The sequence below is a fragment of the Mesorhizobium sp. LCM 4577 genome (genome assembly GCF_001854795.2).
Classification (GTDB): Bacteria; Pseudomonadota; Alphaproteobacteria; order Rhizobiales; family Rhizobiaceae; genus Mesorhizobium; species Mesorhizobium plurifarium.
The window spans coordinates 645,057-667,551 of the sequence record NZ_MDDU01000002.1; the positions used below are offsets into that span (position 1 = coordinate 645,057).

The following is a 22,495-nucleotide window of genomic DNA, read 5'->3' on the forward strand; positions in this document are numbered from 1 at the left end:
GAGACGTCAATCCTTGTGCTGGCTGAAACGTGAAACGGCTTCGATGAGCAATCTGGTCTCGACCGGCTTCGACAATCTCGGCGAATTGCGGAACTGATCGGGAAAAACGGTGGCGCTGTCATAACCGGTCAGGAAAACAAACGGCACGTCGCGAGCGGCGAGGTGTTCGGCAAGCGGAAAACTGCGTTCGCCTTGCAGGTTGACGTCGAGCACTGCCCCATCCAACTCGACGCCGTCGATCTGCTCGAGCGCCTGTTTGACGGAGGGCGCGGGACCGACGACATCGCACCCTGCTTCGGTCAACTCGTCCGAAAGATCCAGCGCAACCAGGAAAGCGTCCTCGACGACGAGGATGCGCAGGCCCGATAGTGGAGCGCTTTTGTTCATGCGTGGCTGGACAACGGCTCGAGGCTTACGTCCGGGTTAGGGGAATCTCAAGCAGACACTCCAGGCCGGCAGGCCTGAAGTCCAAAGAAATACTCCCTCCCAACTCGTACTCTAAACTCTGCTGGATGAAAGTGGTTCCAAAATTCCTTCGCGACGGCTCCCGCACGGCCGGGCCCCCCACTTCCTTCCAGTGAATCGACAGCATGCCAGGCTTTGTAACGTCCCAGGAGACTTCGACGCGGCCGGTGTCTGCGGAAAGGGCTCCATATTTGGCGGCGTTGCTGGCAAGCTCGAAGAATACCATGCCCAGTGCGGCCGCCGTTGCCGCATCGAGATGGAATGACGGGCCATGGACAACGAGGTTCTGGCGTTCCGCGCTGTTGTAGGGAGAAAATGTCGCCCTGAGCAGCTGCTCCAGGTCAGCATCGCCCCAATTATGGGAGGACAGCACCTCATGCGTACGGGCCATCGCGTGCAGCCGCTCATGGAACGAGGCAGCGAATTCCCCCATCGAGCCTGACGAACGGATCATACGCCCGGCCAGCGCGGTGATCGTCGCGAGGATGTTCTTCACCCGATGCTGCAGTTCGTGCAGCAATCTTTCCTGCGCGCGCTCGGCTTCCTTGTGGCTGGATATGTCGACCAGCGTCGCTATGGCGCCGCGCACCGTGCCGTTTTCGTCGAACAGGGGGTTGGCCGACATCATGACGTCGATGCCGGAGCCGTCCTCGCGCAGAATTCTCGCTTCATAGGCTGGGATTGCCTTGCCGGTTCGGATCGCCTTGAACAGAGGCTGGTCGTCGGCATCCACTTTGGCCCCGTTGAGCGTCAGCGGCAGGGTAGCAGGGACAGGGATTAGCTTGTCTCCGGTGGCGCGCAGTCCCGCGAGCTCCACCGCGCGCCGATTGGCGCGTATCTCCGCGCCGCCGCCGTCCTCGGCGATGAAGATACCGACCGGCACCAGGTCGAGCAGGGTTTCGAGGCTTTCGACCCGATTGCGCAAATCATGCGAGAGCACGCCGATTCTTTCCTCCGCCCGCGCGATCTGGGTGACGTCGACGAAGGTGACGACCACGCCGGCGATGACGTTATCGACCGTGCGGTAAGGCAGGACGCGCATGATGTAGCGCCTGCCGTTGTCGGTGCCCGCGACCTGCCGCTCAATGGTGCCGAGCCGCTGCAGCACCTGCTCCATGTCAGCCTGCAGCCCGTCGGCGGGAAAACGCGGGCGCACATGCGCGAGAGGCCGGCCGACATCGCTTTCGACCAGCCTGAACAGGTCGCGCGCCGTCGGCGTGAAGCTCTTGATGCAAAGGTCGCGGTCGAGGAACACGGTGGCGATCTGCGTGCTTTCGAGCAGGTTCGCCATATCGTTGTTGGCGCGGCTGAGCTCGTCGACGCGGATGTTGAGCTCGGCATTGACCGTCTGCAGTTCCTCGTTGATCGACTGCAGCTCTTCCTTCGAGGTCTCCAGCTCCTCGTTGGACGATTGCAGCTCCTCGTTGATGGAGGACAACTCCTCGTTGGAGGATTTCAGCTCCTCATTGGAGGATTCGAGCTCCTCCGTCGTGATCTGCAACCGCTCCTTGGTTTCTCTCAACTCCCTTTCGAGCTGGCTGACATTGGCGCTTTCCACATCGTCGGTCGTGTGGACCGGCTCGTCCTCCGATTCCGGCTTGATGCCGCCGACGTCACGGAAGACCAGCATGTAGAGCGGGTCCGACGAGCCGTCGGAGGGCAGTGGCTGCACGGCCAGGCTGATCGTCTGGCGGCCGCCATTGGTGCCGACGGTGATTTTGTTCTGGATCGCCACCTGTCCGGTGCTGGCCGCCTTGTGGAGCGCGGCACGCAGATCCATGCGAAGGCCCCGCCGTGCCATGGAAAAGACGTTGTGGTCGGGGGCGCCCGCGGCGAGCTCGAGATATTTACCGGTGCCGCCCGAACTGTGCATCAATTCGCCGCCGGCGTTGACCACCACATAGGCAGGCGCATAGCGCTCGACGATGACACGCTCCGCCACCTCCTGCAGGGTTCCGTTCGTCGACCGCTGGCGCACATTGGGCGCCGCCTGCCTGGCGGCGGCGGCGAGCGGGAATTCGGGCAGCCGGTGCGGCGTCACCGCCCCGCGCTTCTGGAAAATCCGGCTCGCCTTGTCGACGGTGGAGAAGAGGCGGGCGTGCCGCGTGACGTTCTCCGAAGATCCGAGGAAGAGATAGCCGTTGTTGCGCAGCGCGTAATGGAAGATCGGGACGATCTTTTCCTGCAGTTCCGGTCCCATATAGATCAGGAGGTTGCGGCAGGCGATCAGGTCGAGCTTCGAAAAGGGCGGGTCGCGCAACAGATTGTGCGAGGAGAACAGGCAGATTTCCCGCAATTCGGCGGCGATGCGGTAAGTGCCGTCCTCGCGGGAGAAGAACTCCTTCAGCCGCTTCGGCGTGATGTCGCTGGCGATCGTCGCCGGATACCGGCCGGCGCGAGCCACCTCCAGCGCGCGCTCGTCGATGTCGGTGGCGAATATCTGCAGATTGGGCGAGGCGGCGCCGCGCGGCGCGGCCTCCTTGAGCAGCATGGCGATCGAATAGGCCTCTTCGCCCGTGGCGCAGCCCGGCACCCATACGCGGATCGTCTCGTCGGGCTTGCGGTCCTCGAACAGCCGGGGAATGACAAGTCTCTCTAGGACATCGAAGGCGTGCTCGTCGCGGAAGAAGCTGGTGACGCCGATCAAAAGGTCCTGGAACAGCAGATCGACCTGCTGCGGCTCGTCGCGCAGGCGCTCGTAAAAGGCGGACGGGTCGTCGATCTGCAGCACCTGCATGCGGCGCTGGATGCGCCTAAGGATGGTGTTGTCCTTGTAGCCGCTGAAATCATGGCCGGTTCGCACGCGCAGCAGCGCCGCGATGCGCGAAAGCTGGTCGGCCACATCGCGCTTGCGGCGGTCGCGCTCGCTTTCATTGCGGTTGGCGTGATTGAAATAACCAATCAGCTTTGATGCCATCTCATCGACCGGCATCACCATGTCGACAAGGCCGCTGTGCACGGCGCTGCGCATCATGCCGTCATATTCGGCGCTTTCCTGCGCCAACGTCAGGCCACCACGCTCCTTGATTGCCCTCAGTCCAATCGTGCCGTCGCTGCCGGTTCCGGAAAGAATGATCCCGGCCGCCTGTTCCGACTGCTCCTCGGCCATGGAGGTGAAGAAATCGTCGATCGGCGTCCGCCTGGCGCGCGTCGCAACCATCTTGGCCATATGGAAATGCTGGCCGCGCAGCATCACCGACACACCTGGGGGTGTGACGTAGATCTTGTCGGGCTCGATATCCATGCCCTCGGCCACGGTTTGCGTTTCGATCGCGGTGGAGCGCTGGATGATGCTGGCAAGGACGCTTTCGTGCTCGGCGTCGAGATGTTGAATCACCACATAGGCAAAGCCGCTGTCGGCCGGCACCTGGGGGAAGAATTGCTGCAGTGCCGCGATGCCGCCGGCCGACGCGCCGATGCCTATGATCGGGAAGGGCGCAGCCTCTTTCGCGCCGTCGCGCGAGCTAGCGCTTGCTTTCTTTTTGCTTGCCTTCCTCGCCGTCTGCGCCATTGCCTGCCTGTGCCCGCCTGCTTTCCAGGATGCGCTCGATGACAGCGGCATCCGCTTCGTATTCCCTCGCCCGCTTGCCGAACTCGCTGGCGAGTGTGGCACGGTTCTGCGCCTTTTCCCGCTTGGCCATGCGCCGGGCGAACTCCGCCCGTTGCTGATGCGCCCGCAGCAAGCCCCACAGGATCTCGTCCGCCTCGATCGCCTGCGCCTCCATCACGGCGTCGGCGGTGAAAGCGTGCCCGGTATGGCACCGATAGCGCAACATGTCACCGTCTTCGATCTCCCACAACGGCCCGTGGCATTCCGGGCATGTAAACACCGACAGCTGCCCAAGTCGATCTGCGTCTTTCATCGTCGAATGCTCCTGTGCCGCGATTGCGGCCTCCAGCCTGACCGTCTGTGGGGCCGGCAAGGTCTCGCCGGCCGGCTCAGCCGCCAGCTGCGCCAACAAGCCGCCGAGCTTGGCGGCAGGTTCGCAATGATCGATTTCAACATAACGCAGCGCGCTTTCCACCATGGAAGGTACCAGCGTGTCCTTGGGGTGCTGGACCACCGCGAGACCGCCCACAGACTTGATGGCCCTCAGGCCGGCTGTGCCGTCGGAAAGCGCGCCCGACAGCAGTACGCCGATGACGCTCGCGCCGTAGCTCAGCGCCGCCGAGCGGAACAGCGGGTCTATCGCCGGCCGGGCGAGGTTTTCGCGCGGCCCGCGACGCAGCATCATGTGGTCGTCATGAAGCAGGAGGTGAGCTCCGGGAGGCGCGACATAAATGTTGCCGGTTTCGATTCCTGCGCCGTTCTCGGCCACGGAGGTCTCGAGCGTCGCGATGCGTTGGAGAATTCCCGGCAGATAGCTGACCTGGCCGACATGAATCACTATGAACACGGCCGCGGGCAAATCGGCGGGAAGATCGCTCACTATCTTCTTTAGAGCCTCAACCCCGCCGGCGGAGGCGCCGATGACGATAACGGAGCGGTTGCGCGCGCTGGGTCGCCGCGAGCCTGTCGCCGTTTCGCGAGCAGGTGAAATGCGGTTTCGATCGTCGGCCATGTCACCCTTAGAATTGCCCCCGCCCTGAAACCATAAGTCGTTTAACGGGCGCTCGGTTCCATAGGGCACTCGATCGTGCAGGTCAGGCCGGAAAGTTAGCTCCGTTGTCAAGCACGTGGCGATTGGTCACCTTCGTGTCTTTTCGACATTTTGCTTCACAACCGGCGCGAGATCGGCGCGGCTTCCGCTGCTCACCGAATAAGCACGCGTGATTTCGGCGCCGAACAGAAAAATCTGGGCTGAGTAATAGACCCACAGCAGCACCACCATCAGCGCCCCCGCGGCGCCGTAGGAGGTCGCGATCGAACTGCTGCCGATGTACCAGCCGATCAGCGACTTTCCGATGGTGAACAGAAGCGCGGTGACCAGGGCGCCGACGGCGACGTCTCGCCAGGTGAGGCTGCGGTCCGGCAGGACTTTGTAGATCGCCGCGAAGAGCAAGGCGATCAGCAGGAACGAAACGATCGTGTTGATGGAACTCACGATCAGTTCGCCGAACGGCAGGCGCTGGTTGATCACATCGCTCAATGCCGAGATGGCCGTGCTCGCCGCGAGCGACACCAGGAGCATGAAGCCGAGCGCGGCCACGAGACCAAGGCTTGCCATCCGCGCCCGCACAAGGCTCGAAAGCGACATGTCGCTTGGCTCGACTTTCCAGATCTTGTTCAGCGACTGCTGCATCTCGCCGAAGACGCCGGAGGCCGTTATCAGGAGCGTCACCAGCCCGATGATCGTGGCCACCGTGCCGGACCACCCGCGCGAAGCGGTGGCGATCGTGGCCTTCAAGAGATCGGCGCTCTGCGGACCCATGACGCCCGATATCTCGGCCGAGAGCGCGAGTTGCGCGGCGTCCTTGCCGACAACGATGCCGGCGACCGCCACCACAATCAGAAGGATCGGCGCAAGCGAGGTGGTGGCATAGAAGGCGATCGCCGCGCCATGGCTCAGGGCGTTGTCATCGATGTAGCCGCTTACGCTTTGCTTCAGCAGCGCCCAGGCCTCTTGCGGCCAGCCGGTCTTCGATTTCCTGTCCTGCGCCATGTGTGCTGCCCATCTCCAACGGGCTTTTCCGGGTGGTGCTCAGTAGCCTCCGATGATGGGCAGGATCTCGCCGGTGATATAACTGGAGCATTGCGGCGAGGCCAAAAACACGTAAGCCGGCGCAATCTCTTCCGGCTGGGCCGGCCGCTTCATCGGCGTCTGGGCGCCGAACCGCGAAACGTCCTCGGCCTCCTTCTCCGAGGGGTTGAGCGGCGTCCAAACCGGACCAGGCGCCACTGCGTTCACGCGGATGCCCTTGCTGATGAGATTGCCGGAGAGCGCCCGGGTGAAGGCGTGGATGCCGCCCTTGGTCATCGAATAGTCCACCAGATCCTTCGAACCTTCGATGCCGGTGACGGAACCGGTATTGATGATCGCCGACCCGGGCTTCATATGCGGCACCGCCTCCTGCGCCATGTGGAAGTAGCCATAGAGGTTTGTCTTCAGCGTGGTGTCGAAATGCTGCTCGGTGAGATCGGCGAAGTCGGTCGAATGGATCTGGAAAGCCGCGTTGTTGACGAGCACGTCGATCCTGCCGAAGGCCTTGACGGTCTGCTCGACCAGCTTATGGCAAAAGGTCCGCCTTGAGACGTCTCCGCGAAGCGTGATGCAGCGCCTGCCTTCAGCCTCGACCGCCTGCTTCGTCTCCTTTGCGTCGCGGTCCTCGCTGAGATAGGCGATCGCGACATCCGCCCCTTCCCGCGCGAACAGAACCGCCACGGCGCGGCCGATGCCGGAATCGCCGCCGGTGATCAGGGCCACCTTGCCGTCCAGCTTGCCTGACCCTCGCCAGAACGGCGCGTCGTAAAGCGGCGCCGGTTCGATCGCCCATTCCTCGCCGGGCTTCGGATGATGCTGCTTGGGGAATGGCGGCGCTGGATATTGCCTGGCGCCGGCCTGCATGGCTCGCTGCGATTTGGATTTGCCGTTCGGCTTGGCGCGGTCGGCCGCGTCGACCTTGCGCTGAACGCTCCGCTGCCGGCTCGCCGCGCGATCGGTAGCGGACTTGGTCGGTGAGGCGGATGCCATCGATGTAGCGGATTTTGTCGCTCTGGCGGATTTCGTCGGCATTGCTTTCTCCTTTGATTCTCTCTCGGGACAACGCAGCCGAACAGAAAAGGTTGGCATCGCCACCCAAAGCCCACTTTTTCGGTTGTCCACCGCGCGGCTCGCCCTCGATCCCGCTGTTGGTTGATTGGATGCAACCGGGCAGGCGAGGGGCTGGCGAACTCGTCATGAAATGGAACCGCGGATGATTTAGCCTCTCTTGTCGCGCGAGATACGGAACGACATCGGTGGTTTCGCGTTATGCGCGATGCTTCTCGACGACCACATCAGCATGGCGCAAAGGCATGTTCGGCATGGCGAACTGCACATTGCGCGCCAGCAGGAGCGGATTACCCGATTGAGGAGCAAAAGCCTGCCGACGACGGATGCTCTGACTTTCCTGAGGCTGTTGGAAGACGTTCACGCCCTGCAGCGGCAACACCTTTCGCGACTTCTATCGAAGTCGGCCGCTTCACAAGCAGCGTCCGAGGTTTCGGCTGCCGAGACGCGGCCGGTGCATGCCGCACCCGATTTGATTTCGATTCCCGATCCCATCCTCCGGCTCACGCTGGAGCTTGAGGAGAAGCTCAAAGCCAGAATGAAGTGGCTGACCGCCAAGCCTCCCAAGGGCAAGCTTCACTAGCTTACTCGTCCTGCCGGACTACCTGCCTCGGAATCGGAGAGCTTCTGGCGCACCGACTCGTCGGTCCTGTCGGCCGTGGCTTTGACGACGCCGCCGACCTTGTCGGCCAGCGTCCCCTCGCTTGACGCCTGCCGTCCGGCTTCGTCGCTCGCCGTCTGGTAAGCGTCGGCCGCGACTTGCTTTGCGGCGTCGAGGCCTTCTTTCAAAGTCTCTTCGGCACTGTCCCGAAGCCTCTCGCGATAGGCGCCCAATTGCTCATCCTCGATCTCAGTGTGGGGCAACATGGCGCCGATCGCAGCTCCGATGGCGAGGCCGACGGCAGCCGCGGCGAGAGGCTGGTCCTGAAGCAGGCTATGCGCCGAGCGGGTAGCGCTCGTTGCCATATCGGCCGTAGCTGCCGCCGAACCCGCGAGCGTGTCCGCAGCGCTGCTTGCCATGTTCGACACTGCGCCGGCTGCTTCGCTTGCCATTCCCGAGACGGTTCCGGCCGCTCCGCTGGCTGCTTCGGCAACAGAGCCCGCAACATCCGTGGCCGTCGAACCCATTCCGGCGCCGAATGCTCCATGATCGAGGCTAGGATCGCGCCGCGTCGTACCGTCGGTACCAGCCGAAGCGGCGGAAGTGCCGCTGCCCAACATCAGCCACGCCAAGCCCGCGCCGATTACGGTCAGCGGCAACGGATTGTCCCGCACCTGGACCTTCAGGTTGTGGACCATCTCGGAGCCCGCGCCTCCCCTGAAAAGCCCGGTGAACTCGTCGAAGAGCTGGCCGGGGGTCATCTTGTCGCGAATGGAGTCTGCGGTCRCCACCACCCTTGCGCGCGTGGCTTCCGCCTCGCGTTCGAGCTCGGCTGCGGATTTTTCGGTCATCTCGCTTGTTCCTTGATCACGTTCACGTCACGCTTGAGCTGTTCTTGTGTGCGGTCCGGAGCGAGCTCGGAGGGCGCCATGCTTGCCATGCCGGTCCGCAACAGGATCACGCCCAGCACGGCAACCACCACGCCGACGAGCAGGGCGGACCACCCGGCGCCCAGACCGAGGCGGGCCAGGGCGATGACGAGCGCCTGCAGCAAAACCAGCAGCGCCGCGAGCAAGCATATCGCACCGCCCAGCACCTCGACGGCGCCTGCGCCAGCCTTGGTCGCGTTCTCCGAGATCTCCGCTCTCAGGAGCCTCGCCTCCGTTTGCACGAGCGTGCTCACCTGTTGCGCCAGATCGGCGACCAATGTGCCGAGACTTGGGTTATCCTGAGTGTTCATTTCTTCAGCTCCGCTGCCTTCCCGGGTATGCCGCCGTCGGAGCCCCAATTTGCTGGAGCGGTATCCCGGCGGGCGCTCGTTCCCATGCCGGTTTGTCTGGAATATTCAGGCTTGGCCGTAGACTGCGTCGGACGGCGCGTGCCGGGCGGCGAAGCCTTTATGAAGCGGCCAAGCGCCAATCCCGCCAGAACCGAACCGGCAAGAAGCGTTCCGGGATTCTGGCGGCCAAAGGCCTGGACGTCTTCGAGCACCTGCCCGAATGGCTTCTCCTTCAATGAAGAGGAAAGCCGTTCCAGCCCGCTCGCGGCATCCTGCATGAATTTCGAGGCCGCGCTCTGGTCGCTGTTGGCCAGGTGATCGCTCGCGGCGCGCAGGGCGCCGCCGAAGGCGGACAGGCTCGATCCGATATCGCGCTGCGTCTCCTCGGCCCTTTCGGCGACGGCCTGCCGAGCTTCGGCGGCATAGGCCCCCGTCCTGCGGGCGACGTCATCGCGGGCATCGTGGAACGCTTCGCTGGCGCTTTTGGTTTCTTGCTGGATCCGATTGGAAACTTCGTCCTTCGCCTCGGCGAAGTCGGCGGGCTCGCGGCCCCGATCATTCTCGCGCTGCATGGTGCCTCCTAGTGAAAGCCGAGGAAGGAAAGCACCGCGAGCACAACGACGATCAGACCGATGAGATAAATGACACTGTTCATGGCGCAGCCTCCTCGATGCCGGTCCGAACTTCGCGCCGGGCGCTATGTTCCGCCGCACCAGCAGCTTTTTAGCGAATTATCATTTGCCCTCGGGCCGCGCCTTCAAAGCGGCAAGCTCCTCGTCCGGGCAGAGTAGCCTCGGGCGCTCCGGATCCGAAATATCGAGCTTGTCCCACGGAATGCGATAAAGCCGCTCACGACGCCGCAGCCCGAAGACGTCGAGCAATGCGGTACCGATGGTCGAAGCGGACAGGCGCTCGAATGCGGCAAAGATACCGACATGAAATTCGATGACGACGAGGTCGCCGCCGTCCTGCTCGGCGATGATCTCCTCGATATAGCCAATGCTCCTGCCCTGCTCGGAGAACACGCGCCTGCCGGCAAGGTGATCGAGATGCACGGCCGCCATCCTCAGGCTCCCGGGATTCGGCCGACGACATGTTCGCGCAGCCAGTCCTGCCAGGCGAAGATCCTGGTGCGGCGCACGTCGATGTCGAATTCGATGTCGACGCCGATGTCGCGCACCTTGTTCCACGCGATCCGGTGCGGCCGTGGCTGACGCTTGCCGCTCAGCCTTGCCGCGAGTTTCGCGGTCCATCGTCCGGGCGCCGAGCCAAGCCGTCGCGCCAGCGCAATCGAGCCGAGTTCAACGGCAATGACCCTGGGCGGCTTGCCCGGCCTCAGCTCGGCGACAATGCTATCCACCTTGCCGATCTTGACCTGCTCGCGATCGACGACCTGCTTGTCCAGTATATCGCGCAGCAACTGCATCATGTGCCTCCGAATATCTGCAGCGGAATGGTCACCACCGCCAGCACGAAGCCGAGCGCGATGACGAAAATCACGGCTGCGTTCGAAACCACGCCGTTGCGATGCTTGCCGACATAGCGGTCATCGTTGAGCAGGAAAAGGAACGGCACGACCGTCAGCGGCAGGCTGGCCGCTGTGAGCGCCATCGAGAAGATGGTGACCTTCAACGGATCGAGACCGAGCGCTATCGGAACGGCGGCGAGGAAGAGCGTCAGCGTGTAGACGAGGCTGAAGCCGGGATCGTCGCGCGGCTTCAGATCCTCGCCCCATGTCCACCCGAACCCCTGCGCGACGAGATAGGCCTGCTGCAACGCCACTTCGAGCGCGGCGCCGAAACAGGCGATGGCCAGCGAAGCCACGAAAAGGACGAAGCCCCAAAAGCCGAACATCGGGATCAGCATCAATGGCAGCTGATTGTAATCGTCCACTTCGGTGACGCCATGAGCGCCAAGCACGAGCGCCGCCACGATCAGAACGCCCACCGAGATCGTTCCGCCAAAGCTCATGCCGAGCCCGGCTATCGCCCGATTGGCGCCGAGATAGCTCTTGTCCCACTGATCTTCGATCGCGCCTGAGGAATAGAACATGAAAAGGTAAGGCGATATCGAGGCGCCGAGAATGCTGACGGCCATGAACCAGTATTTTGCCGTATCGTGGTGCGGCAGGCTGGGCACGGCCCCGAGCGCCACTTCTTTCCATTCGGGGCGAAGCATCACGGCCGCGACGACGAAGCAGAGCGTGACCAGGCCGAGCATCGACACGCCTTTCTCGATGAGGCCGAATGTGCCTTTCCACAACAGCAGCCACGCCAGGAAGGCGACCGGCAGCGCCCACCACTGGAAGCTGATTCCCGTGGCAAGTTCGGCAGCGATAGCCACCCCGCCGATCTCGGCGGAAAGCACCAGGAAGTTGACCAGCAAGGTTGCCAGCAGCGGCCAGATGAAAGCATTGAAGCCGAACCGTTCGCGAATGCCGTCGGCGATGGTGTGATGGCTCACCGCAGCGAAGCGGCCGGCCATCTCGACCAGGAAGATGATGCAGATGGTGCCGAGCACGACCGCCCAGATGAGCTGGAAGCCGAACAGCGCTCCGGCCTGCGCCGCGGTCGCCATCGACCCGACCTCCAGGAAGCCGCCGACGCTGGTGACGACACCAAGCGAGATTTCCAGCAGCTTCTTCATCTGTCGGGCGAGAAATATTGTCGATAGCCGTTGGCGAGATCGCCTTGGGCGGCGCGAAGCTCCTGGAGGGCCTGGCCGGCTTGCGCATGCTGTTCGGCCTCGACTGCGTCCTTGGCCCGCTTTGCCGCGTTCGACAGCCGGTTGACGGTCTCTGCTAACGCATCTCGCTTTGCCTTGTCCGACAGGGGCGCCGATTCCACTTGCCGGCCAGCGTCGGCAAGCGTCTCGGCGAAGCTCTGCAAGGCGGAGGATGCGTAGTGCGACGGTGCGGCGCCCGAGAGCCAGGCATCACTCACCAGCACTGCCGCCTGCGCTGTCGATGCCGCAAGCTTCGACTGCTGGTCGACGGTTTCAGATGAGGAGCAGGAGGCAAGCGCCAAGGCCAGCAGGGGCAGGAAGACCCGGCTCGGCCGGGCAATGGTGCGCAACATCTTCCACTCGTTGCAATTGCTTGAAATCGCGAGGATAAGGCCGCAGCCTCAGGAAAGTTCCTCCGTGTTCCGGATTTGCGGCATCGAGGCTGTTTCAACGCTATTGGGACGATTATGGACCGAGATCTTGCCAAGACATTGCCTGAGCGCGCCGGCAGCTGGGCGATCGCGCTCACCGAGCAGAAGAGCGTCACCGGGACGCAGGACGAAGCGGCATTCGGTCCATGGCTGGCGGTGCAACTGCGGGAGGATCCCGCCTTCCGCCGCGCGGATATCTGGACGATCGAGGTCGGGCCTGGAGACGGCCGGCATTGCGTGGCGATGCTGCTTCGCGGGACGGGCCGCTCGACCGTGCTTCTGACCGGTCACTACGACACGGTGGCAACGCGAGACTACGGCGAGTTGGAAGAGCTGGCCACGCGGCCTCAAGCTTTGACGCGCGCCTTGCGCAATTCCCTGATGGACGCCGATACGCCTGCCGCCCGGTTGGCCCGCGCCGACCTGGAGAGCGGCGAGTATCTGGCCGGACGCGGCTTGCTGGACATGAAGGCCGGTCTCGCCGCCGGGCTGGCGGTATGCGCGGATTTCGCCGAAAGCGCCAATGCCGCGGGCAATCTGTTGTTCATCGCGGTGCCGGACGAAGAGAACAATTCGGCCGGTGCCCGCAAGGCCGCCCAAGCGCTGCCCGGCATTTATGAGCAGCACGGCCTCGATCTTGTCGCGGCTATCAATCTTGACGCCATTGCCGATGATGGCGACGGCTCGAAAGGACGCATCATCGCGCTTGGGACAGTCGGCAAGCTGCTTCCGACCGCCTATGTGGTTGGCGTTCCTACCCATAGTGGATTTCCGCTGAACGGCATCAATGCGGCAGCGCTCGCCGCTTCTATCGCCGCCCGCGTCGAATGGGCAACCGAGCTGACGGACCATTGCGGTTCTTCGCCCGGCACCCCGCCCAGTCTGCTCGGCATCCGTGACGGAAAGGCGGGATATGACGTCACGACGCCGGCAACCGCCTTCGCCACCTTCAACGTGCTCAGCTACCGTCGCACACCGGACGAAGTGCTCGACCRCTTCGACCGGCTTTGCGCGGAAGCCGCATCGAACCTTCTGGGCGACCTCAGACGCCGAAGCCAGGCTCCGGACGGCATCGCAAATCTTGCAAGACCCGTCCCGCTCTACCGGTTCGAAGCGCTGGTCGGGCATCTCGACCAGCAGGAGAAGCACAGGCTCGATGCATACTCCGCCTCGATCGCTGACAGCGATCTTCCGCTGCCGGAGAAGTGCCGGCTGATCACACAGCAAGCCTGGGGCTTAAGCCGCCTCACCGGCCCGGCGATCGTCACCGGTTTCGGCTCGATACCCTATCTTCCGACGAACCTTTCCGACGCGCCGGCGGCCATGCGGCTGAAAGCAATTGCCATGCAAATCGCGCGCGAGTCGGCCGAACATTATGGCAGCACCATCGCTTGCGCCGATTATTTCGCCGGAATCTCGGACATGAGCTTTTTCGGCGAGGCTGCCGAGTCCTCGCTCGATATCGTTGCCCGCAACACGCCAGCCTGGAAGGACAGCGTGCGCTGGCCACCCCGACAGGGTCTCGCCAACGTGCCGACGATCAACATCGGCCCGTGGGGTCGGGATTACCATACGCCGCTTGAGCGATTGCACATAAGCTATGCGTTCAACGTGCTGCCTCGCGCCATCCGGGATCTGTGCGCGAGGCTGCTGCAGCCGTCCGGTTCTTGACCGAATGGCTTACGGCACGGCGGGACGCAGGCGTTTCTTGGGGACCGCAGACTTAAATAGGCTTCCCTGAGACCGGGCCGGAAGCGCTGGCAAGAGCGGCTACCTTGTCGATCATCGCCAGGACCGCCTGCGGCTTGCTTTGATGAACCATATGCCCGGCATCCAGGACGATATCCAGCAGCGAGTGGTTTATCTCGGCGTGCAGCCGCAGCGCCTCGGCCCTGGCATCGAACAGCTGATCGCCAGCGCCGGCGATGATCCCGACAGGGATGGCGATCTCGGCATATCGACGATTTGGGAACAGTGCCGACGCCAGCATCAGGAAGGATTCCGCAGAGATGGACCGCAGTTGCGAGGGGCGGCTCGCCAACTCCCTTGTCATTGCCGCGAAAGGCGTCGCGATCGTTGCCGGATGGAAAATCTGCTTCATCGCCCAGCGCCAGTTCAGCCTGACCAGCGAAGGCAGCACGGTGTGACGCAACACCGTCCCGATCAACGGAATCGCCGGCAACGCGGAGATGGCAAGAGCCAGCCTTGGCGGTGGGTAATGATAGCCAGCGACGACGACAACCCCGGCGACGGATCGGGGATGCCGACGGGCCATCTCGAGCGCAACGGTCGCGCCCCAGGAATGGCCGACAACCATGTAGCGCTCGATGCCGAGTTTCGCGGCTGCGGCATGGATGAGATCGGCCTGGGCGCCGGCGGTCCAAGGTCGTCTGCGGGCGGGGCGTGGGCTCAGGCCGAAGCCAGGTCTGTCGAAGGCAAGCACGCGATATTTGGCGGCGGCTTTGTCAAAGATTCCGCTTGTCGCGAAGTCTTCCGCCGAAGCGCCGTTGCCGTGCAAGAGCAGCAACGGTCGCCCACGGCCCGCTTCCAGAAAATGCAGCTTCGCTCCGCGCAAGTGGATGAAGCGCCCGAGCGGGCGTGCAGCCAATGCCCGCCTCGCGAGGCGATGGTTGTAGAGCGCCAGCCCGACCGCTGCGGCCGCAAGCGACAGAAGCAGGTTCCGCCTGGGCTTTACCGTCATGGTTGGAAATCAAGGAGCAGGTGCTGAAGCAGACGACATTTGCGACGGTGGCGGCGCTGCTCGCTGTCAGGCCGACCCTTTCTGAGGCAGCTCCGTCTCTTCCTCGACCTGGTCCCGCAGCGCCTGTCGTCCGGACTTTCGATCCTCGGCCTCAGGCGAGCGCTTTTTTTGCCGCTCCAATTCGTGATCCACCGTCTCGCGCGATCCTTCCGCGGGATCTTGCTCGGGCAATGTCTCTGTTTGCCGCTTCACCTGATCACTGCTCGATTCCGACGCGACAGGATCGCTCTTTCCGGGAGACTTTATCATTGTGTGCTTCTCTGTTCGACCGCATGGCTGCCGTGGATGAATCGGGAGCCCAACCTTTGGCGTCAGTCTTTGTTCCTCCACGGCTGATCATTACCCGAGCCCTCGGCGTCGTCCGATGCCTCATGGTCGGGCTCCGAAGCTTCCAGGGCATCGATAACCGGTGCCAGTGAATTCTCCTCATCGGAATTCGATTCCGTCTCTCCATTTTCCTTGCCGGTCTTATCAAGCGCGCGTTGGATGGCGTCTTCGATGTTGCCGATCTCCTGCTCCCGCACTTCGCGGGTGTAGCCGGCGGCATCGGCATCCTGCTCGAACTGCTGCGCCAACATCGGCACGCTGACCTCGGTGTCGGCGGGCAAATTGCCGACATTCTCCTCCAGCCAGCTGCGCAGGAATTCTTTCGTCGCGTTCATGGAGCTCCTCCTCGCGGCGAAATAAACCGGTCCGTGGCGTCGATGTTCCCGTAAATCCGAAACCGCGAGGAACGAACGGATCGATGGAGGGTTGGGATCTCGAGCATCCGGCGAGACATTCCATGACTTTCCATGACGACAGCGTTTCACACGAGCAGGACCGCTCGACCCCGAGCCGGGACAAGCTCCTGTTCCAGCCCAATATCTCCATCAACGGGCTGATCGATGATGAGACGGTCAGCTTCTTCCTCGGTCGCCTGGAAACTGTCCGCAAAGACGGTCAGGACATGATCATGGAGTTGAACACGAGCGGCGGCGATGCGGACGCCGCGCGCCGCGTCGCGCTGGAGGTTCGGTTGTTCCGCCGGCATTCCGGCCGGAACGCTTTCTGCGTCGGGAAGACGAAAGTCTATTCGGCGGGAGTGACGATCTTCGCGGCCTTCCCGAAGCAGAACCGCTTCCTGACCGAAGACGCCGTTCTTCTCGTGCACGAGCGGCGCATGGAAACGAGCATTGCGCTCAACGGCCCGATGCAATCGTGCATCCAGGTTGTTCGCGAGCAGCTTGCCTTGCTGGAGACATCGCAACGTCTGGAGATGGAAGGCTTCAGGGAACTTGTCGAAGGCAGCTCGCTCAGCGCGGACGAGCTTTACCGACAGGCGACGCAGAATTGCTATATCCACGCCGCCGAAGCGCTCACTCTTGGAATGATAGGTGGTGTGCTGCGTTAGATTAAGACCCGCCGAACCTTTCCATTGCGAACCGGAGATCTCGCGCCTGTTTCGTGCCCGGGAACAAACCGACTTGTCTTCGGTTGGGAAATCAGAACGGAGACAAACAAATGAAAACATTCGCTCTGACGGTCACCGCCGTCATGCTTGCATTGCCGGCGTGGGCCCAATCGACCTCGACCACGGAAAAGACCGGCGTCAATTCGGTTCTGGGCGTTGCGCCGTCGACGCAGGACTTCGTTACCGAAGCAACCACCAGCGATATGTTCGAGATCGAGTCCAGCAAGCTGGCGCTCGAACGGTCTGACGATGCGACGAAGGCCTTCGCCAAGCAGATGGTCGCCGACCACGAGAAGACCACCGCCGACTTGAAGGGCCTTGTGACCAGCGGAAAGGTAAAAGCCACGCTTCCGACGGCCATGACCGACAAGCAGCAGTCGACCCTCAACGATTTGAAGGCGTTGCAGGGCAATGACTTCACCAAGCAGTACCATTCCGATCAGGTCGATGCGCACAAGGACGCGGTCGATCTCTTCAAGCGCTACAGCGAGGGCGGCGATCAGCCCGATCTGAAGGCCTGGGCAGGGGCGACATTGCCGCATCTGCAGCACCATCTGGACATGGCGAACGGACTTAATAAGTGACTCTGCCTGGGATCGAAGAACCGACTCTGCGGGAACCCGCATTGCCCTCAGCCGTTCGCAGGCATGGCAACGTTGCAGCTTCGAGAAGCGCTGACCAAGGTCGGCACGCTGACGTCCCGACCGGCGGCCTTTTTAATTCTCGGCGGCTATACTGTTTCTTGGTTTGTCTTCGAGCGGGAAACGCTTGACTGGCACGGCGTCGCGACGCTGATCACTTGGGCGATGACGCTGCTTATCCAAAGGGCCGAGCATCGTGATACCCAAGCCCTGCAGGCGAAACTCGATGAGCTGATCAAGTCGAACGACAAAGCTCGCAACGAGATCGCCGAAATGGACGACAAGGAGCCGGAAGAAATTGAGGAAATGCGAGACTCGGGCGAACGAAGCTGAGCCTCAACACCCCGCCGCTATATCTCGGCGAGTTCATCAGAGGCTTCCTGGAGACCGTGCGCAGCCGCCCGCTCGAAGGCGTAGATGATGACACCGAAATCGGGCGTGCGCACGACGTCGCATGTGTCGTGCCGGGTGATATCGCAAAGCGGCGCGGGCACGGGAGAAACAGGCCCGTCAAGATAGCCTCGCCGGCGCAGGAATTCTGAGGCCTGCCCGGTCGGCGGCCATCACCGACCGATCGGGATTTTCGCCGGTCTAGGCCACGTCGAGAACGACCTTGCCGCGGATATGGCCTTCTTCCAGAGCACGTTCGGCGTCCGCCGCCTGCCGCAGCGGGAAAACCTTGCCGATCTCCACGCGGACAGCGCCCGCGTCGATCAACTGTCCAATCTCGGCCAGCTGACCGCCGTCCGGCTTCGTCATGTAGTGAGCCCCGCGAGCCTTGCGCTCGTCGGCTTTTTCCTTCGAAGGTTGCTGAAGCGTCGAGACGATGATCCCGCCTTCCTTGAGAACCGACCAGGAGCGTTCCTGGGTGTCGCCGGCAAGATCATAGACAACATCCACATCTCGCACCGTGTCCTCGAACCGCTGGTTTTTGTAGTCGATCGCCTCGTCGGCCCCAAGGCTTCGCACGAAATCGATGTCGTTCCCGGAGCATGTCGCGTAAACCATGGCGCCCTTCGCCTTGGCGAACTGAACCGCAAAATGGCCGACGCCCCCGGCCGCGCCGTGGATCAATATCCGTTGCCCCGAACTCAGACCGCCATTGTCGAAGATTCCCTGCCAGGCGGTCAGCGCCGCAAGCGGGACGGCGGCAGCATGCAGATGGTCGAGGCGTTTCGGCTTGGCTGCGCAGTCCTTGGCCCTGGTTGCCACGAACTCAGCGTAGCCGCCGCGGTCCGGTGTCAGGAGCGCATAAACTTCATCGCCCTGCTTGAAGGCGTTGACGCCTGCCCCGCAACGTTCCACCACGCCCGAGAAATCACGTCCGAGTGTCAGCGGCAGCCGGTCTTCGGCGACATAGCCACCATTGCGAATCTTGTGGTCGACCGGATTGACGCTGGCGGCACGGATGCGAACCAGGATCTCTTCGGGCTTTGGCTCGGGCGTCGGCTCTGTCTCCAGTGTCAACACCTCAGGGCCGCCAAATGCGTGGATACGAACGCTCTGCATTCCGRCACTCCTGTCGCTTCTGGGTGTCCGCCGCCGAATTTGGCGGCCTAACTGCCGATGGGAGAATTGGTTCCGGACGGAGCGCCAAAGCTCGCCTCGTCGAAGACGGCTAGAAACATTGCGCCATGTTGCTCGTTTGAAATGAAGCGAGGAAAGGTGGCGGATGGCAAACCGGGCAGATCGAGGCGATGCAATCAGGACCCGTACCGTTACAGTCTTCGGCGGTACCGGATTCCTGGGACGTGAAAACCCAATCCCCGCCTTCATCATTTCCAGCGCCAGGCGTTCAAAGGTCGACCGGGTGAAGCGGCTTTCTGGCGGGGCCGTGGATCAGCGATCCGTCTGCCGCGAAAATCGAGCCGTGGCAAGAGCAATCCCACGTTCGATCGGCATTGTTCCAGCTCACGGTGCAGCCCTTATGTGTACAGACCGCGGAAACTGCATGCAGCTTGCCGGAGCCATCGCGCCAGGCAGCAATCTTCTGTTTGCCGCTCACAACGACACCGCCTTCTCCAGGGCCGATTTCATCGAAAGTCGCGACAATCGATCGACTGCTCCCGTTGACGTGAAACGTCTTGTCGTAGGGGCGCGCCGGATCGTAGAGCTCCTCCCAGGGACATGGCTGACGCAAAATACGACCCGCGATCAGCTTACCGACGGCCGTTCCGTTGCTGATACCCCAGGCATTGAAGCCGGTTGCAATATGAAAGCTCGGCGACTTGTCAGGATCCGGCTCGCCGGCATAGGGCACGCGATCCGGCGTATCGTAGTCTTCATTGCACCAGCGCCACGCGACATCGCCCACCGGAAGATTGGCGCGCGCCCAGGCTTCCAGTTCCACGAACCTGCCAGCCACGTCCGCTTCCTGACCCGTGTTGAATTTCGGCCCGAGCACCAGAAGCAGCGGCCCTTTGTCGTCGCGGGCTGTCCGGATGGACCGGGTCGGCTCGTCGATGCCGAGGAAAAAGCCATCGAACGGCGTCGGATCGTCAAGTCGGAACGCTATAGCCGTGTGGCTGCGCGGCTGGGTGCGGTTTGCCATCCCGACCGGGCTTTTGATCGTCATATTCGTGGCCACGACAACGTTCTCGGCATCCACGATCCCATTGTCCGTCGAGACGCGCCAGCGGCTTCCTTCATCAATGGACACTACGCGGCTCATTTCAAAAACGCGACCGCCCAACGTCTCCACGGCCCGGGCAAGACCGACTGCGTACTGGATCGGATTGAATTGCGCCTGGTCAGGGAAGCGCAATGCCCCGGCTGTCTCGAAAGGYAACGGTGCGCGCTCGACCACTTCCGCATCCAGGCCTACTTGCCGCGCTGCATTCGCCTCGGCCGTTAATTCTCCGCGCCGCGCGACGTCGGTGGTATAGGCGTRGGCCGGTTTGATCTCGAGCTCGCATTCGATTCGGTGCGCAATCGTCCAGTCGAGAATCTGGTCGACGCCGGCGCGATTCGCGTCTGCATAGCTTTGTGCCGCCGCTGGCCCCATATCACGAATGAGGTTGTCGTAGATCAAACCGTGCTGGGTCGTGATCTTGGCTGTCGAGCGGCCGGTCACCTGGCATCCGACACGCAGCGCCTCGAGAAGGATGACCGAGCGTCCGGCTTCGCACAGCCGCAATGCGGTTGTCAGACCAACGATCCCCGCTCCTATGATGACGATCTCGGCTCGGCTGGAGCCAGCAAGCGACGAATAATAGCGCTGCTTGACAGTCGCCGCCCAGCAGCTGGCATTCTTGCCACCAAGCAATGCGGTTTTGGTCATATCGGCCATTCAGCTCGCCGTGCTCGTTGATGCACGCGATTTTCCTCTGCGTTCGTGGCGACACAGGCGCCCTTGGATCGGCTGCGTATTGAGCTGACAGCCCGGCGCCAATCAGCTCTTTCGCAGCGCCGGCGGAGCCAAACTTCCAGAACTGAAAAGAGTTCCGGCCGAGAACGTAAAATGATCGATGATGGAGAGGGCGTCCTTGTGCAGATGCGGCACTTTCGGCGCTRCTCACAGGAACCCGCTTCGTTTCCGATCCGATTCCCGATTAGCGTTGCCGGAGCAATCGCGGCATGGACAGATATTTCCATCGTTTGCGCCGCGCGCCCCTCGGGAACAAGCCACAGCCGCGCGGGTTCGGTGCATTGCGCAAACGATAGGAGAATTCTGATGAGACAGGATATATCGGCTGGAGCGAAATTCCCGGATTATGTTCTTCCCGACCATACCAAGACACCTCGGCGCTTGTCCGACCTGCAGGGCGACCAGCTCATGATCCTTGTGCTGACGCGAGGCTCATTTTGCCCGAAGGACCGTCAGCATATGCTCGAACTCGTGCGCTTCCATCCGCAGTTCGTCGTCGGCTACACCCAACTTGTCACCATCACGACGGACGACTGGCACACCACGAACAACTATCGCCAGCAGACGGCCGCCTCATGGCCTTTCCTCTATGACGAAGAGCGGATCGTGCAGAAGGATTTGGACATCAAGGAGTATACAGATAGCTCGCACGACGTGATGATCCCGCACACGATCGTGCTTGGCCGAAATCTCCAAGTGTTCAAGATTTACGATGGTTATTACTATTGGGGGCGGCCATCGGTATCGGAATTGCACGCCGAGCTGCGCGAATTAGCGCGACAGACTTATCGCGATTGGGACATCACGGACGCCGAACTGCGGCAGAAATGGAAGAAGGGCGACAAATCAGACTTCTATCCGTACGGAGACAATTCCATCTCCATGGACGAGCTCATGCTGCAGATGGCGGGAGCAGTCGATCAATTTGCGGGCAAGGCTGAGAAACCGTGACCTGAATGCACGGAACTCAAGGTCACGCGCGTGAGCCGCCGCAGTCGCTTGACAGCGACTGATCTCGGACAACGAAGCGGAGTCGCAGCTGTCGTCGGCAGGCCCGATCGGGCAAGTCCATCCCGCGTCATAAACCGCACCTTGCTCGCCGCCCTTTTCAAATAGTTGAAAACAGCCATTCAAGCGAGAAGGCGATGGTACCGTTGGCTGGGCTCGAACCAGCGACCCCCAGATCCACAATCTGGTGCTCTAACCAACTGAGCTACAACGGCACGCGTGCCTGAGCCGGATCGAGGTGAAGCGTCTTTCTCCGTGATCCGCCCCGTCGTTCGGCGATGCGTCCAATACGGGCTATCGGATTCTAATTCAAGGGCCTTGATAAGGCAAAGCACGGGTTTGCTCATCCGCCTTTCGTCAAGGCAAAGAAAAGGCCGGCGGGAGGAGGTGCCGGCCTTTTCCTGTTACGAGCCAGCGGGAGGAGGTGCTGGCTGGTCACCCCGGAGACGGAGGGAGGAGGTTCCATCCCCGGGTATCTGGTTGCTCAACCCATCGCACGACTGCTTGTCTGACGAAATGCGACGTTTTGATGCATCGCAGGGTTGTGCATGAAATCAGGCAGCCTTGGCGTCCTTCATCGCCTTCTCGAAGGCGGCCTTGACCGGCTTGGAGACATCCTCGACCGCCTTGGTGGCAACGGTCTGGAACTCCTTGGCCTGCTCGACGGCCATTTCGACGCGCTTGCGCAGGAACGCGGTCTGCAACTCGACGACTTCCGAAAGGGTCTTGGCGCCGACCAGGGCTTCGAGGTGCGAGAAGTTGGCCTCGGCATTGGCGCGCAGCGCGGCGATGGCCTTCAGCGAAACGTCGCCGGAAACGGTCTTGGCGGTCTCGTAGGTCGACTCCAGAACCTTCTGGGTCTCCTCAGCGCCGGTCTTCAGCTTGGCGTAGGCTTCCTTCGACTGCTCGACGCCCTTTTCGGCGAAGGCGCGGATCTGGTCGGTGGCCTTGGAAGCGTCGAAGCTCGGGAATTCGACGTTTTCGATGGTCTCTGCGGCGGTCTTGGCAGCGGTCTTGGACATTTTCCAACCTTTTTCGGGGTAGCGGCTTTGACA

The 22,495-nt window shown here is 62.2% G+C and carries 23 protein-coding genes and 1 tRNA gene; 6 read left to right on the forward strand and 18 right to left on the reverse strand.

Annotation, left to right across the window (positions count from 1 at the left end):
• Positions 1-6: 6 nt before the first annotated feature.
• The 5 genes from LCM4577_RS07645 to LCM4577_RS07665 form a co-directional block, all read right to left on the reverse strand.
• On the reverse strand, positions 7-387 hold the full coding sequence (locus tag LCM4577_RS07645) for a response regulator (RefSeq protein ID WP_041004134.1): 381 nt from the start codon (positions 385-387) through the stop codon (positions 7-9).
• Positions 388-412: 25 nt separating this feature from the next.
• Positions 413-3,976 carry a CheR family methyltransferase gene (locus tag LCM4577_RS07650; RefSeq protein ID WP_198541024.1) on the reverse strand — a complete coding sequence of 1,188 codons (3,564 nt, stop codon included), beginning with the start codon at positions 3,974-3,976 and terminating at the stop codon, positions 413-415.
• Positions 3,930-5,027: a chemotaxis protein CheB gene (locus tag LCM4577_RS07655; RefSeq protein WP_071070522.1), complete on the reverse strand. Its 1,098-nt coding sequence runs from the start codon at positions 5,025-5,027 to the stop codon at positions 3,930-3,932. Before LCM4577_RS07655 ends, LCM4577_RS07650 begins: the two co-directional genes overlap by 47 nt.
• A gap of 126 nt (positions 5,028-5,153) precedes the next feature.
• The gene (locus LCM4577_RS07660; RefSeq protein ID WP_071070524.1) at positions 5,154-6,068 is read right to left on the reverse strand and encodes a YihY/virulence factor BrkB family protein; all 915 of its coding nucleotides are present in this window, start codon (positions 6,066-6,068) and stop codon (positions 5,154-5,156) included.
• 39 nt (positions 6,069-6,107) lie between these two features.
• Complete coding sequence (locus LCM4577_RS07665; protein ID WP_071070526.1) at positions 6,108-7,097, reverse strand: SDR family oxidoreductase; 990 nt, start codon at positions 7,095-7,097, stop codon at positions 6,108-6,110.
• 286 nt (positions 7,098-7,383) lie between these two features.
• Here LCM4577_RS07665 and LCM4577_RS07670 point away from each other — a divergent pair, with 286 nt between their 5' ends.
• Positions 7,384-7,758: a hypothetical protein gene (locus LCM4577_RS07670; protein ID WP_131803429.1), complete on the forward strand. Its 375-nt coding sequence runs from the start codon at positions 7,384-7,386 to the stop codon at positions 7,756-7,758.
• On the opposite strand, the gene LCM4577_RS07675 is transcribed toward LCM4577_RS07670, so the two are convergent.
• The 7 genes from LCM4577_RS07675 to LCM4577_RS07705 are packed head-to-tail and all read right to left on the reverse strand — an operon-like array spanning position 7,755 to position 12,132.
• The gene (locus LCM4577_RS07675; RefSeq protein WP_071070528.1) at positions 7,755-8,627 is read right to left on the reverse strand and encodes a DUF3618 domain-containing protein; all 873 of its coding nucleotides are present in this window, start codon (positions 8,625-8,627) and stop codon (positions 7,755-7,757) included. The genes LCM4577_RS07670 and LCM4577_RS07675 overlap by 4 nt on opposite strands.
• The gene (locus LCM4577_RS07680) at positions 8,624-9,016 is read right to left on the reverse strand and encodes a phage holin family protein (protein ID WP_041004125.1); all 393 of its coding nucleotides are present in this window, start codon (positions 9,014-9,016) and stop codon (positions 8,624-8,626) included. The genes LCM4577_RS07675 and LCM4577_RS07680 overlap by 4 nt, the downstream gene beginning before the upstream one ends.
• Positions 9,013-9,768, reverse strand: a complete 756-nt coding sequence (locus LCM4577_RS07685; RefSeq protein ID WP_244508241.1) for a hypothetical protein — start codon at positions 9,766-9,768, stop codon at positions 9,013-9,015. The genes LCM4577_RS07680 and LCM4577_RS07685 overlap by 4 nt, the downstream gene beginning before the upstream one ends.
• Before the next feature lie 21 nt (positions 9,769-9,789).
• Positions 9,790-10,119 carry a PRC-barrel domain-containing protein gene (locus LCM4577_RS07690; RefSeq protein WP_071032521.1) on the reverse strand — a complete coding sequence of 110 codons (330 nt, stop codon included), beginning with the start codon at positions 10,117-10,119 and terminating at the stop codon, positions 9,790-9,792.
• Between the two features lie 2 nt (positions 10,120-10,121).
• Positions 10,122-10,484 carry a hypothetical protein gene (locus tag LCM4577_RS07695; RefSeq protein WP_371410030.1) on the reverse strand — a complete coding sequence of 121 codons (363 nt, stop codon included), beginning with the start codon at positions 10,482-10,484 and terminating at the stop codon, positions 10,122-10,124.
• Complete coding sequence (locus LCM4577_RS07700) at positions 10,481-11,701, reverse strand: NRAMP family divalent metal transporter (protein ID WP_071070530.1); 1,221 nt, start codon at positions 11,699-11,701, stop codon at positions 10,481-10,483. Before LCM4577_RS07700 ends, LCM4577_RS07695 begins: the two co-directional genes overlap by 4 nt.
• Positions 11,698-12,132, reverse strand: coding sequence for a hypothetical protein (locus LCM4577_RS07705; protein WP_071070532.1), 435 nt, complete (start codon positions 12,130-12,132; stop codon positions 11,698-11,700). The genes LCM4577_RS07700 and LCM4577_RS07705 overlap by 4 nt, the downstream gene beginning before the upstream one ends.
• Before the next feature lie 114 nt (positions 12,133-12,246).
• Between LCM4577_RS07705 and LCM4577_RS07710 the strand changes: the two genes are divergently transcribed.
• Positions 12,247-13,881 carry a M20/M25/M40 family metallo-hydrolase gene (locus LCM4577_RS07710; protein WP_071070534.1) on the forward strand — a complete coding sequence of 545 codons (1,635 nt, stop codon included), beginning with the start codon at positions 12,247-12,249 and terminating at the stop codon, positions 13,879-13,881.
• A 52-nt stretch (positions 13,882-13,933) separates the two neighbouring features.
• Here the strand turns inward: LCM4577_RS07710 and LCM4577_RS07715 are convergent, their stop codons facing one another.
• Together LCM4577_RS07715 and LCM4577_RS07720 are read right to left on the reverse strand one after the other, a co-directional pair.
• On the reverse strand, positions 13,934-14,911 hold the full coding sequence (locus LCM4577_RS07715) for an alpha/beta fold hydrolase (RefSeq protein WP_071070535.1): 978 nt from the start codon (positions 14,909-14,911) through the stop codon (positions 13,934-13,936).
• A 371-nt stretch (positions 14,912-15,282) separates the two neighbouring features.
• Positions 15,283-15,633 carry a DUF768 domain-containing protein gene (locus tag LCM4577_RS07720; protein ID WP_071032515.1) on the reverse strand — a complete coding sequence of 117 codons (351 nt, stop codon included), beginning with the start codon at positions 15,631-15,633 and terminating at the stop codon, positions 15,283-15,285.
• 122 nt (positions 15,634-15,755) lie between these two features.
• Here LCM4577_RS07720 and LCM4577_RS07725 point away from each other — a divergent pair, with 122 nt between their 5' ends.
• The 3 genes from LCM4577_RS07725 to LCM4577_RS07735 all read left to right on the forward strand — a co-directional run bounded on the left by LCM4577_RS07725 (position 15,756) and on the right by LCM4577_RS07735 (position 17,398).
• Complete coding sequence (locus tag LCM4577_RS07725) at positions 15,756-16,364, forward strand: ATP-dependent Clp protease proteolytic subunit (RefSeq protein WP_071033125.1); 609 nt, start codon at positions 15,756-15,758, stop codon at positions 16,362-16,364.
• Positions 16,365-16,474: 110 nt separating this feature from the next.
• A complete protein-coding gene (locus LCM4577_RS07730; RefSeq protein WP_071032514.1) occupies positions 16,475-17,008 on the forward strand; it encodes a DUF4142 domain-containing protein in 534 nt (177 codons plus the stop codon).
• 63 nt (positions 17,009-17,071) lie between these two features.
• Positions 17,072-17,398 carry a low affinity iron permease family protein gene (locus LCM4577_RS07735; protein ID WP_040988197.1) on the forward strand — a complete coding sequence of 109 codons (327 nt, stop codon included), beginning with the start codon at positions 17,072-17,074 and terminating at the stop codon, positions 17,396-17,398.
• 258 nt (positions 17,399-17,656) lie between these two features.
• Here the strand turns inward: LCM4577_RS07735 and LCM4577_RS07740 are convergent, their stop codons facing one another.
• The gene (locus LCM4577_RS07740; protein ID WP_071070537.1) at positions 17,657-18,574 is read right to left on the reverse strand and encodes an NADP-dependent oxidoreductase; all 918 of its coding nucleotides are present in this window, start codon (positions 18,572-18,574) and stop codon (positions 17,657-17,659) included.
• 286 nt (positions 18,575-18,860) lie between these two features.
• Positions 18,861-20,354 (reverse strand): FAD-dependent oxidoreductase, encoded by a 1,494-nt coding sequence (locus LCM4577_RS07745; protein WP_198541026.1) that lies wholly within the window; start codon positions 20,352-20,354, stop codon positions 18,861-18,863.
• A gap of 384 nt (positions 20,355-20,738) precedes the next feature.
• Between LCM4577_RS07745 and LCM4577_RS07750 the strand changes: the two genes are divergently transcribed.
• Entirely contained in the window at positions 20,739-21,383 is a 645-nt protein-coding gene (locus LCM4577_RS07750) for a redoxin domain-containing protein (protein ID WP_071070539.1), read from the forward strand.
• 195 nt (positions 21,384-21,578) lie between these two features.
• Here LCM4577_RS07750 and LCM4577_RS07755 read toward each other — a convergent pair.
• Positions 21,579-21,655: transfer RNA gene (locus LCM4577_RS07755), tRNA-His, on the reverse strand.
• A gap of 339 nt (positions 21,656-21,994) precedes the next feature.
• Positions 21,995-22,462 carry a phasin gene (locus tag LCM4577_RS07760; RefSeq protein ID WP_040988190.1) on the reverse strand — a complete coding sequence of 156 codons (468 nt, stop codon included), beginning with the start codon at positions 22,460-22,462 and terminating at the stop codon, positions 21,995-21,997.
• Positions 22,463-22,495 lie beyond the last annotated feature (33 nt).